Here is a 12091-nt window from a genome sequence, read left to right on the forward strand (position 1 = left end):
GTGTTGGATATGTTTAAGGACAAAACATTATTAATTACAGGTGGAACGGGTTCTTTTGGACATGCGGTAATGGAAAGATTTCTTGACAGCGATATAAAAGAAATACGAATTTTTTCTCGAGATGAAAAAAAACAGGATGATATGCGGAAATTAAATAAAAACAATAAACTAAAATTTTATATTGGTGACGTAAGAGATTTGGCTAGTGTGAAAAATGCGATGCATGGAGTAGATTATATTTTTCACGCAGCGGCATTAAAGCAAGTTCCATCATGTGAATTCTTCCCACTTGAAGCTGTAAAAACCAATATCTTAGGAACAGACAATGTCTTAACAGCCGCTATCGATTATGGAGTAGAAAAGGTCGTTTGTCTGTCGACAGATAAAGCAGCCTATCCGATCAATGCAATGGGCATTTCTAAGGCGATGATGGAAAAAGTGTTTGTGGCAAAATCCAAAACCGTTTCCCCGGAAAGAACTTTAATATGTGGTACGAGATACGGAAATGTCATGGCTTCACGTGGATCTGTTATTCCTCTATTCATCGATCAAATCAAAAGTGGACAGCCTATTACCGTTACGGACCCGGGCATGACTAGATTCTTAATGAGTTTGGAAGAAGCGGTCGAACTCGTAGTGTTTGCTTTCCATAATGCAGAAGCGGGAGATATCATGGTCCAAAAATCTCCAGCTAGTACGATTGGTGCATTGGCACAAGCGATCAAAGAGTTATTCAATGCAAGTAATGAGATTAAAATTATTGGCACGCGTCATGGAGAAAAACGCTATGAAACATTGCTTACGAAAGAGGAATATGTGAAGTGCGAAGATTTACCAAACTTCTATAGAGTTCCATCAGATAAAAGAGAATTGAACTACGATAAGTATTTTGAAGAAGGAGATCGTGAGCTTTCTAGTATCCAAGAATACAATTCAGATAATACTGACATCTTGACTATTGAACAGATTAAGGAAAGGCTGTTAGAATTAGAGTATGTTAGAACTGAATTAGAACACTGGAATAGAACCTTCCCTATTATGAATTAAAAGGTGGTCTGCTTCATGAAAATCCTAGTTACCGGAGCAAAAGGATTCTTAGGAAAAAATCTGATTGCGGAACTAAAAAATACGGGGTACAGTGAAATATTTGAATTTACTAGAGATACTAATTTTACACAACTAGAGCATTACACAAGAGAATGTAATTTTGTATTTCATTTAGCAGGTGTGAATAGACCGCAAGATGACAACGAATTCATGGAAGGGAACTTTGGTCTGACTTCTCAAGTATTGACTTTGTTAAATCAACATCAAAATAAAGCGCCGATTCTGATCACTTCTTCTATTCAAGCGGAACAGGATCATCCCTATGGAAGAAGTAAAAAGGCTGCTGAAGAATTAGTAGCTGCCTATCAGAGGGATACAGGTGTCGAAGTATATATGTATCGTCTGCCTAACGTGTTTGGAAAGTGGAGCAAGCCTCATTACAATTCTGTTGTGGCTACATTTTGTCATAATATCGCAAGGGATTTAGACATTCAAGTCAATAATCCGAATGCAGAGTTGAATTTATGTTATATCGACGATGTAGTAGAAGAGTTCAAGCTTGCGTTAGAAGGAAAGCCGACAGTGATTGAGGGGCGTTGTACGGTTGCTGGATCACATCCTATTAAAATTGGAGAGTTAGCCGATCTGATACGTAGTTTTAAGGACAGTAGAAGCGATTTATATATTCCCGATATGGAGAACGCTTTAACTAAGGCCTTGTATAGTACGTATCTAAGCTTTTTACCGGAGGATCAGTTTTCATATGATTTGACTATGCATCGTGATGATCGTGGATCTTTTACTGAATTTTTAAGGAGTCGTGAAAGAGGTCAAGTTTCTATTAATGTTTCAAAACCTCATATTACCAAAGGTGATCATTGGCATCATACAAAAAATGAGAAGTTCTTAGTTGTCAGTGGGAAAGGAGTCATTCGTTTCAGAGGAATGGATTCCGATAAAATGATCGAGTATGAAGTGAGTGGGGATAAACTGCAGTCAGTCGATATCCCGCCTGGCTATGCACATTCGATTGTTAATACTGGAGATAGTGATTTGGTAACTGTTATGTGGGCAAATGAGTGCTTTGATGCGGAAAAACCCGACACATACTTTTTGGAGGTCTGATGATGAAAAAATTAAAAGTCATGACAGTAGTGGGGACGAGACCTGAAATCATAAGATTGTCGGCAGTCATCAATAAATTAGATAGTTCGTCTGCTGTTGAACATACGCTAGTTCACACCGGACAAAATTATGATTATGAGTTAAATGAAGTGTTTTTTGAGAATTTCAAATTAAAAAAGCCTGATTACTTCCTGAATTCAGCGAATGGAACAGCCGTGCAAACTATAGGGAATATACTTATTCACATCGATCCAGTGATTGACGAAGTACAGCCCGATGCATTTCTTGTACTAGGGGATACCAACAGTTGTATTAGTGCTATTGCAGCTAAAAGAAAACAAATCCCTATATTCCATATGGAAGCCGGTAATAGGTGTTTTGATCAACGGGTGCCAGAAGAAACCAATAGAAAGATTGTAGATCATATAGCCGATATTAATTTAACCTACAGTGATATCGCGAGGGAATACCTCTTAAGAGAAGGCTTGCCAGCAGACCGAATCATCAAGACCGGTAGTCCGATGTTTGAAGTGATCCATTCCAGAAGAGATGATATTGATCGCTCCGAAGTGCTCGAAAGACTGGATCTTGAAAAAGGGTGCTATTTTGTCGTATCCGCACATCGTGAAGAAAATATTAATTCGCAAGTGAACTTCCTAGATTTGGTGGACAGTTTGAATACGATTGCAGAGAAGTATCAAATGCCAGTGATTGTCAGTACACATCCACGAACGAAGAACATGATTGAAGAAAAGGGAATAGAATTTCATCCTTTAGTTAAGACGATGAAGCCTTTAGGATTCAATGATTATATAAAGCTTCAAAAAGATGCAAAAGCTGTGCTGAGTGACAGTGGAACGATAAGTGAAGAGTCCTCTATTCTCGGCTTTCGAGCGTTGAATATAAGACAAGCTCATGAAAGACCAGAAGCGATGGAAGAAACGTCCGTCATGATGGTGGGCTTGAAGAAAGAAAGAATTATACAAGGGTTGAAAGTTTTAGAGACGCAAGAACAAGGAAGCTTGCGACCTGTCGGTGATTATAGTATGCCAAATGTTTCGGATAAGGTATTACGAATTATTTTGTCCTACACGGACTATGTAAATCGGGTTGTGTGGGGGAAATGAGTATGAAGAATATTAAGTAGACTATTTAAATCGAATGAAAAAATCTGATTTTCAAGGGTTGATTTTATGTTCGAAACTAAAAAAGTCCTCACTAGTAAAGATATTAGTCCTCTGTTAACTAGTATTAATCATTTAGCCATTATTTTTGTTTGTATGTGGATTGCTATTCCATATGTGAGAAGTATAATAGGTGTTATTTTCTTACTATTCTGGCTACTCGTTTGGTTCATCACGACTGATATGAGATGGATTCTAAAAAAATGGTCATTAGATTTAGTGTTTGTTCTAGTTTTTTTTATTACTTTCATTCCTTACTTCCTTACGGGCACATTATTTTATGGAGCCGCAGGAACGAATGCCATTACTATCAGTTTTCCCATCTTCTTAGCCGGAATATTTATTAATCATTATTATATGTACTATAAGAAAGATTATAAAGCTTTAGGATTGATCGCGATTTGTACCATTATATTCTTTATAATAGGTAATTTTCAAACCTACTTAGGCTTACTGGATTATCCGATGGCATCTAGAGAGCTTGCGACTGGAAGAGCGGATTTTATTCAAATGTATACTAAGTTAGGCATTGGTGGATTTGGCCATATTTACAGTGTGGTTTTCCTGTTAATAGGTAGTTTATATCCTATCATAAGAAATCCTTCTTTATTCACATTGGCACATAAAGCGTTAGCTCTGTTATTTAGTATTGTTGCTTTTCAGATGCTGATACAAGCTTCCTACGCTACTTCTCTATTGATATCCATACTTGGAATTATACTGGTTGTCTTTGCCAAAAATAGAGTGACGTTACTTCTATTAATGATTACTTCTTTTTTTCTGTTAGTGGTAGTGGATCAAATCGCTATGGGGAACTTTTTCCTAGCTATAGCAGATAAGCTTAGTTGGAACTATATTCTAAATGAAAAGTTCACAGATTTGGCTAACTCACTTTTAATAGATTTTAACGGTGGACAACTAGGTAATAGAGTAGATTTATACTTATCTTCTTTACAAACATTCTTTTCCAATCCCTTCTTTGGAATACTGGGTCCGTTCAGCCATATAGAATCTGGGAGAATCGAAGGACACTCCGGGTGGTTTGATTTACTAGGGTTTTACGGGTTATTCACTGGAGTTCCTTTATTCTTAACTTTTTACTTTAATTTTAAAAAACATCTAAAATATTATAAAAAAACTAGCTTTACGGGTTTCTTACTAGTCATCTACTTCCTGTTTTTATTATTCGGTACTATTAATCCGGTACTTTATGTAATTGAAATAGGATTTGTCATATTCTGTGTCATACCTGCAATCCCGTATATTCCGTATGCTTTTAAGAGAGAAAAAGTTAAAGTTAAAGTTCCAAAAAAACGAAGCGTTGTTGTTACTGGAAGGGAGCATGGCATATGAAAGTGATGTGGATTACGAATATTGTTATAGGATCCATTCATCAGAAATTATTTGGCAGAGAATCTAATGGCCTATGGATGGATGCATTACTACAGGAATTCATCTCTACAAAAGAACATGAATTAGTGATCGTTACAACAGGGAGAAATAAAAAGTATATTTACTTAGAAGAAGAGAATGTAAAATATTATATCCTACCAGGCGGTAATCCAGTTGAATATGATCATGCAAAAAAAGATCATATTCAGGATTGGGAAAGACTTTTAACTAAAGAAGCACCTGATATTATTCAAGTGTGGGGAAGTGAGTTTACACAAGGATTAGCTGCACTTAAAGCAAAACCTACTATTCCTTCTGTACTATTCATACAGGGATTATTGGCATCCATTGCGAAATATTACGAGGCGGGAATTGAACACCATGAGTTGAAGAAAAATATCACTTTGCGTGACATGATAAAAGGCGATTCTGTTCTTGCGCAAAAAAGAAAATTTTTAAAGAACAGCAAGTATGAAAAAGAAATGCTGAGAATTTCCGGAAACATTATTAGTGAAAATATATGGACCAATGCTAATTGCAAAGCGATCATTCCTGATCTCAACATTCATTCGTGTCCGTTAAGTATTAATGAAACATTTAAAAACTACCGATGGTCATATGAAACGAGTGAGCCTTATACCATTATGTGTAACGCATCAGGTTACCCATTAAAGGGATTACACATGATTTTGAAGGCACTGGCATTAGTAAAAAGAACGTATCCAAATGTTAAGTTAGTAGTACCAGGGAATCCGATGATTAGTAATCGAAATATAAAAAGTAGACTAAAAAAATCAGGTTATATGAAATACATCGAAGGACTAATAGATAAACTGGACTTGATGGATCATATAGAATTCACCGGTCCTTTAACACCTGACAATATGGCTAAGACCATGTCGAAAGTTAACGTGTTTGTACTTTCTTCAGCATTGGAGAACCACTCTAGCACCTTAAAAGAGGCAATGATGGTAGGAACACCATGTATAGCTAGTAATGTAGGGGGGATACCTGAATACGCCACCCATGAAGACATCGCATTACTCTATCGTTTTGAAGAGTATGAATTACTTGCAGAATATATCAAGATGATTTTTGAAGATCCACAACTAGCGAATAGGCTGTCTCAAAATGCGTTAAAAGCTGTACATACTCTCCATGATGACGGGATGATTTATAAGACGATTACAGATATTTACATGAATATTATGCATGACAATAAAATTAATTAGTGCTCACTGCATAGCCTTTGCTGTAGATAGGAAAATGAAATGAGGTGACATCATGAAAGTGACATTCTACTCAAATTTCTTGAATCATCATCAATTACCTTTCTGCTTGGAAATGTACGAAAGGCTTGGAAGGGATTTTAAGTTCGTTGCAACTGAACCCATGCACGAAGAACGAGTAGAGCTAGGGTATGAAGATATGAGCGAGAAATATCCCTTTACACTCAACTCCTATGCTACTGATGAAAATTATCATAAAGCTCTTCAATTAAGTGAAGAAAGTGAAATTGTAATTATCGGTTCCGCACCAGCAATTTTTATAAAAGAAAGGCTGAAGCAGAACAAAATCACCTTCCGCTACTCTGAAAGGATTTTTAAAAAGGGACGTTACAGAGTGGTGAGTCCTAGATCCTTCTTTCCTTTAGTGAAAAATCACACGCGTTATCTGAATAAAAATGTGTATATGTTATGTGCAAGTGCATACACTGCTGCAGATTTTAGACTAGTAGGAGCGTATAAGAAAAAGGCATTTAAGTGGGGATACTTCCCTGAAGTAAAGCGTCATGACATAAAAGAGCTAATGGAAAAGAAACAGAATAGAGTTCCTAAAATATTGTGGGTAGGAAGGCTATTAGGACTAAAACATCCAGAACAGGCGATACAAGTAGCTGCCATGTTAAAGGCCAGCGATTACTTGTTTCACATGGATATCATTGGTTCCGGAGAGATGGAAGATGAGTTGAAAGAAATGATAGAGAAATATGATCTTTCTACTCATGTAAACCTGCTAGGTAACATGAAGCCAGATGAAGTAAGACGTCATATGGAACGCGCAAATATCTATTTATTCACTAGTGACTTCAATGAAGGTTGGGGAGCAGTCTTGAACGAAGCTATGAATAGTGGATGTGCCGTAGTTGCAAGTCATGCTATTGGTTCTGTACCATTTTTACTCGAACAAAATAAAAACGGATTAATTTATAAGAATGGGGATATCAATCATCTATACAAATGCGTTGCCAGTTTATTAGATACTACTGGTTTAGCTGAAAGGTTGGGAATTGAGGCCTACCATACATTATACGAAACATGGAATGCAAAATATGCAACTACCCGATTGATAAACTTGTTTGAATCTTTACTAGGCGGAATACACTTACACTATGAACAAGGCCCCTGCAGTCAGGCAGAAATACTAACGCACAAGTTTATATATTAAATTTGGCAAGTAAAATATTCATTCGAAATAGAGTTTTTAGAGATTGAATTACTGAAGAGTAGGGGTGGTGTGTATGGCTAAAGATCAAATTAAATCAGGTGCACTTCTATCCTATGTAAATATTATTTTAACTACCTTTAGCGGGTTATTGTTCACACCATTCCTGCTGCGGCATCTCGGTCAATCTGAATATGGTTTGTATATGTTAATCGGTTCAATTGTAGGGTATATTGCGATTATGGATTTGGGATTACACAATACGATGTACAGGTTTATTTCGAAGTATCAAAGTGAGGAAAATGATAAAAAACAAGAAAACTTTTTGGCTACTATATTTTTAATTTATGGTTTGATCTCGCTTTTAGTATTACTAATAGGCACATTACTCGTAATGAATCTGGATCTTTTCTTTGCTCATTCTCTAACGGATGCCGAATTTTCTAAGGCTAAGATTATGGCGGCTATTCTAGTATTTAATTTAATGTTATCACTTCCTCTTGGGGCATTTCATTTTATCGCCAATGGGTATGGAAGATTTGTGGTCGTGAATGTGATAGGGATCGTCAGAATATGCTTGCGTATTGGTGTTCTCATTACACTACTGTTAATGGGGTATAAGTCTATTGCCATTGTTATCATTGATACAATCTTAAATATTGGAATTGGGGTAGTATACGCTATATATTGCTTCAACCATCTTAAAATAAAAATCAGATTGTATAAATTTGATATGGAATTTATTAAAGAAATTATGAATTATTCTTTTTTTATTTTCATTACGGCGATTGTGAATCAACTCTTTTGGAGAATTGGTCAAGTGACATTAGGAATATATAGCAGTACAGTAGCAGTTGCGCTATATGCATTATCCTTAACCCTCGTAATCTATTATCAACAACTTTCATTAGCTATATCCAACGTTTTTATGCCAAAGGTATCTCATTTAGTAAGTGAAGGAGCAAGTGGAGAAGTATTGACCAGTTTAATGATTCAGATCGGTCGTATCCAATTTGTGATATTGGGTATCGTCTTATCAGGTTTTATCGTAACGGGGCAATCTTTTATAGAATTTTGGGCTGGAGAAGAATATGGAGAAGTGTATTGGATCACTCTTCTGATTTTCATACCGGTGACAGTTCCTATGTTTCAAACGCTTGGCGGTGTGATTTTGCAAGTTAAAAGTATGCACAGGTTTGAGGCGAAGGCTTATCTTGTCATGGCGCTCTTAAATATTCCGCTTTCCATATGGTTAGGTATGCTATACGGTCCGATGGGGATAGGAATTTCGACAGCTGTCTCGATTATTATTTTCCAAATTGGTGTGATAAATTGGTATTACCAATATAAGATTGGGATCAACGTACCTAGATTTTTTAGAGAGACCTTAAAAGGTATTCTTCCTACAGTGATTGTAACTGTTTTACTAGGACAACTAGTTAACAGTATGGGGTGGGAAGGATGGTTAGCACTATTATTGAAAATGGTTTTTGTTGCAGTAACGTATATAGTGTTACTGTCATTCATTGGTTTGAATAGTTCTGAAAGAGCAATATTTAGTGGATATAGAGTGATTGTTAGAAAGAGGTTTAAATATTTGTAGATGTGGAAACCTAATGTCCATCCCATCTCAACATCTTGCCAACCTATTCTACACATGTGGTAGGCAATATATGTAAGGCAGCCGCCACTGTACAAGTGACGACTGTCTTTTTCATCAGCGTTTACGATGATGAAACAGTCGGGACAGGCCTTTCAGAATGATCGCCAAGGCGAACAACACGATGATGATCACCAACACCACAGCAAGAGCTAACAGCAGCAAGCTTCCAGCGAGAGCGCCCAATAAGCCCGGAACGATTAAAAATAAACCGAGCAACGCATATCCGGCTAAAATCCCGAAGAAGAAAAGCCATTCATTGCTTACATGTGCACATTTCGACATAAACTTCACCTCCTTGCTGTACTATATGTCGCGTTCAGCAAGGTGATGTAATGCAATTCACTCGGTTTTTGATAATAAAAGAGTGTTAATAATTCTACCAACCCAATAATCGATAATAAATAAGGCATCCAATCGATAAACCGATTGGATGCCTTGTTCTGATCATCTCGATGTGCGATTAAGTTGTCACGACTCTACTTACTATCAATCAAACGTCAACACAATACGTCCATTGATTTGACCCTTTTCCATCTTTTCAAGCACTGCATTCACATCGGAAAGGGGAGCTGTTTCAATTTGCGCTTTTACTTTCCCGCGTGCGGCAAAATCCAGCGCTTCTTTCATGTCGATTCGTGTTCCAACAATGGAACCTTTTACTGTGATTCCGTTTAACACCGTATTGAAAATAGGGATCGGCAAATCTTCGTGTGGCAATCCGACAGCGACCAAAGTGCCGCCGCGCTTGACGGAACGGTACGCTTGCTCAAAAGGTACTTGAGATACCGCTACACTAATCGCCGCCTGTACGCCACCGACTTGCTGTTGAATCGCTTCGGCAGGATCTTCATTTTTGCCGTTCACTGTAATGTCGGCTCCGAGTTTCTTCGCCAGTTCCAATTTTTCATCCGCGATATCGACTGCCACTACATTGAACCCCATAGCTTTCGCATACTGTAACGCTACATGACCCAATCCACCGATGCCGTAAATTGCCACCCAGTCTCCTGGTTTTGCACCGGATACTTTCAACGCTTTATATGTTGTCACACCTGCGCAGAGGATAGGTGCGGCTTCAACAGAGCTTAGATTTTCAGGGATTTTCGCAACGTAATCTGCTGCTGCGAGGCAATACTCCGCGTACCCACCATCCACTGAATAGCCACCATTTTCTTGACTATGGCATAGCGTTTCTTTCCCTTGTAGACAATAATCACACTCACCGCATGCAGAGTAGAGCCAAGGTATACCGACGCGGTCTCCGACTTGTACGGACGTGACATTCGGTCCAATCGCTTCAACAATTCCTACACCTTCATGACCTGGAATGAGAGGAAGTTTCGGTTTGACAGGCCAGTCACCATTGATTGCGTGTAAGTCTGTATGACAGACGCCGCATGCCTCTAGTTTGACTAATGCCTGACCGACTCCGGGTGTTGGTTTTTGTGTGTTTTCAATTTGTAACTTTGTCTGGAATTCTTTAACGATCGCTGCTTTCATTGTGGTCTGTTTTGTAGTCCCTCTTGCGTTACTGTTTTGAATTGCTGGTTTCATGAATGATTCCTCCCTTTTTCTCTTACGGACTATCTATATGTGGGAGGAGGGGGGATTAGTACAGGGGAACGGTACCATGGAACGGTGGAACGGTACCAGGTCCCCACACAAATTCGGAACTATTCAGACAATTATCATTCAATACTACAAAAAACACCTTCTCTCTGCTTAAACAGGGAGAAGGTGTTTTTCAATTGTATAGTGATTATTCCCAACGCCCCGTAAGTACTTTCTGACGTGTATAGAAATTCAGTCCGTCTTTACCGTTCGCATGAAGATCGCCATAGAAGGAATCTTTCCAACCGGAGAATGGGAAGAAGGCCATAGGTGCAGGTACGCCGATATTTAATCCGAGCATTCCTGCGTCGATGTTTTCGCGGAAATTGCGTACGTTTCCACCGTCTCTTGTGAAAATACATGCGCCGTTACCGAACCTGGATTTATTCGATAAGTCGATCGCTTCATCCAAGTTTTTCACACGGCTGATCGATAGGACAGGGGCGAAAATTTCGTCTTGCCAAATCTTCATTTCGCTCGTGACATGATCAAAGATCGTAGGTCCGACAAAGTATCCTTTTTCTTTAGCTGCACTGTCTAGGCGACCGTCGCGAACCATTGTTGCGCCTTCATTTTCACCAGTCGCGATGTATTGTTCTGTACGTTCTTTATGCGTGTCACGAATGACGGGGCCAAGGAAGATTCCTTCGTCCAAACCGTTTCCGATTGTGAGTTCATTCGCTCGATTGAGCAATGTTTCAACAAATTCGTCTGCAATGTCTTCTTCCACAGCGACGACTGAACATGCCATGCAACGTTCTCCGGCTGAACCGAATGCTGCGTTGATGATTTGTGTGGCGGCATTGTCTAAGTTCGCATCTTTTAAGACGATGGAGTGATTTTTTGCTCCCGCTAGTGCTTGAACGCGTTTTAGATTATCTGTTCCGCGTTTGTAGACGTACTCGGCAACGGGCTGAGAACCTACGAATGAAATGGCGGCGATCTTTTCGTGATCTAGAATACTATTTACTACGTCGTGTGCTCCGTGCACAATATTGAAGACGCCTTTGGGTAAGCCGGCTTCTTCGAGTAGTTCAGCTAAGCGGTTTGCTAGCATCGGTGTGCGCTCGGATGGCTTGAGTACAAATGTATTTCCTGTTGCGATTGCCATCGGGAACATCCAGCATGGCACCATCATCGGGAAGTTGAATGGAGTGATTCCGCCAATGACGCCGATTGGATAGCGATAGGTTCCAGATTCCAAACCTGATGCGACGGATGGCAAGTTATCACCCATCATCAACGTAGGGGCTCCTGTTGCAAATTCTACACATTCAATTCCGCGTAGTACTTCACCGTGCGCTTCAGTAAAGTTTTTTCCGTTTTCGACTGTGATAATTCGAGCAAGCTCATCCCAGTGATCGACTAATAGTTGCTGATATTTGAATAGAATACGTGCGCGATGTGGAACGGGTACTTCTTTCCAAGTAACAAATGCTTCGCTAGCTACTTGTACTGCGCGATCTACATCTTCTTTTGTTGAGATGGGAACGTGTGCGACGACTTCTCCAGTGGCAGGATTATATACAGGCTCTGTTTGGTCTGTCGTAGCAGATACCCATTCACCGTTAATATAGTTTTGTACTGTTACTGTTGAATTTGTTGTCATATAGATGGCCTCCTA

10 protein-coding genes are annotated in these 12091 nt (G+C 38.9%); 7 read left to right on the forward strand and 3 right to left on the reverse strand.

The features are described from left to right. Nucleotides 1-9 precede the first annotated feature (9 nt). From SporoP8_RS12645 to SporoP8_RS12675, 7 genes are all read left to right on the forward strand, one after another. On the forward strand, nt 10-1047 hold the full coding sequence (locus tag SporoP8_RS12645) for a polysaccharide biosynthesis protein (RefSeq protein ID WP_085132835.1): 1038 nt from the start codon (nt 10-12) through the stop codon (nt 1045-1047). Between the two features lie 15 nt (nt 1048-1062). Then, complete coding sequence (locus SporoP8_RS12650; protein ID WP_085132836.1) at nt 1063-2172, forward strand: capsular polysaccharide biosynthesis protein CapF; 1110 nt, start codon at nt 1063-1065, stop codon at nt 2170-2172. A 2-nt stretch (nt 2173-2174) separates the two neighbouring features. Then, entirely contained in the window at nt 2175-3299 is a 1125-nt protein-coding gene (gene wecB / locus SporoP8_RS12655) for a non-hydrolyzing UDP-N-acetylglucosamine 2-epimerase (RefSeq protein WP_085132837.1), read from the forward strand. 66 nt (nt 3300-3365) lie between these two features. Continuing rightward, nucleotides 3366-4709 carry a hypothetical protein gene (locus SporoP8_RS12660; RefSeq protein ID WP_085132838.1) on the forward strand — a complete coding sequence of 448 codons (1344 nt, stop codon included), beginning with the start codon at nt 3366-3368 and terminating at the stop codon, nt 4707-4709. Next, nucleotides 4706-5980: a glycosyltransferase family 4 protein gene (locus SporoP8_RS12665; RefSeq protein ID WP_085132839.1), complete on the forward strand. Its 1275-nt coding sequence runs from the start codon at nt 4706-4708 to the stop codon at nt 5978-5980. Before SporoP8_RS12660 ends, SporoP8_RS12665 begins: the two co-directional genes overlap by 4 nt. A gap of 52 nt (nt 5981-6032) precedes the next feature. After that, a complete protein-coding gene (locus SporoP8_RS12670; RefSeq protein ID WP_085132840.1) occupies nt 6033-7196 on the forward strand; it encodes a glycosyltransferase in 1164 nt (387 codons plus the stop codon). 73 nt (nt 7197-7269) lie between these two features. After that, complete coding sequence (locus SporoP8_RS12675; RefSeq protein WP_085132841.1) at nt 7270-8796, forward strand: oligosaccharide flippase family protein; 1527 nt, start codon at nt 7270-7272, stop codon at nt 8794-8796. Nucleotides 8797-8910: 114 nt separating this feature from the next. On the opposite strand, the gene SporoP8_RS12680 is transcribed toward SporoP8_RS12675, so the two are convergent. From SporoP8_RS12680 to SporoP8_RS12690, 3 genes are all read right to left on the reverse strand, one after another. Further along, nucleotides 8911-9138, reverse strand: a complete 228-nt coding sequence (locus tag SporoP8_RS12680) for a hypothetical protein (RefSeq protein WP_085132842.1) — start codon at nt 9136-9138, stop codon at nt 8911-8913. 204 nt (nt 9139-9342) lie between these two features. After that, a complete protein-coding gene (gene adhP, locus SporoP8_RS12685) occupies nt 9343-10356 on the reverse strand; it encodes an alcohol dehydrogenase AdhP (protein ID WP_085133636.1) in 1014 nt (337 codons plus the stop codon). Nucleotides 10357-10615: 259 nt separating this feature from the next. Beyond that, nucleotides 10616-12076, reverse strand: coding sequence for a CoA-acylating methylmalonate-semialdehyde dehydrogenase (locus SporoP8_RS12690; RefSeq protein ID WP_085132843.1), 1461 nt, complete (start codon nt 12074-12076; stop codon nt 10616-10618). Between the last annotated feature and the right edge of the window lie 15 nt (nt 12077-12091).

Source organism: Sporosarcina ureae, from assembly GCF_002101375.1.
Classification (GTDB): Bacteria; Bacillota; Bacilli; order Bacillales_A; family Planococcaceae; genus Sporosarcina; species Sporosarcina ureae_B.

What these genes read in the sequence shown, in the direction of transcription:
- SporoP8_RS12645 (WP_085132835.1), top strand. Translation starts at nt 10, where the DNA reads ATGTTTAAGGACAAAACATTATTAATTACAGGTGGAACGGGTTCTTTT.
- SporoP8_RS12650 (WP_085132836.1), top strand. Translation starts at nt 1,063, where the DNA reads ATGAAAATCCTAGTTACCGGAGCAAAAGGATTCTTAGGAAAAAATCTG.
- wecB (WP_085132837.1), top strand. Translation starts at nt 2,175, where the DNA reads ATGAAAAAATTAAAAGTCATGACAGTAGTGGGGACGAGACCTGAAATC.
- SporoP8_RS12660 (WP_085132838.1), top strand. Translation starts at nt 3,366, where the DNA reads ATGTTCGAAACTAAAAAAGTCCTCACTAGTAAAGATATTAGTCCTCTG.
- SporoP8_RS12665 (WP_085132839.1), top strand. Translation starts at nt 4,706, where the DNA reads ATGAAAGTGATGTGGATTACGAATATTGTTATAGGATCCATTCATCAG.
- SporoP8_RS12670 (WP_085132840.1), top strand. Translation starts at nt 6,033, where the DNA reads ATGAAAGTGACATTCTACTCAAATTTCTTGAATCATCATCAATTACCT.
- SporoP8_RS12675 (WP_085132841.1), top strand. Translation starts at nt 7,270, where the DNA reads ATGGCTAAAGATCAAATTAAATCAGGTGCACTTCTATCCTATGTAAAT.
- SporoP8_RS12680 (WP_085132842.1), bottom strand. Translation starts at nt 9,138, where the DNA reads ATGTCGAAATGTGCACATGTAAGCAATGAATGGCTTTTCTTCTTCGGG.
- adhP (WP_085133636.1), bottom strand. Translation starts at nt 10,356, where the DNA reads ATGAAAGCAGCGATCGTTAAAGAATTCCAGACAAAGTTACAAATTGAA.
- SporoP8_RS12690 (WP_085132843.1), bottom strand. Translation starts at nt 12,076, where the DNA reads ATGACAACAAATTCAACAGTAACAGTACAAAACTATATTAACGGTGAA.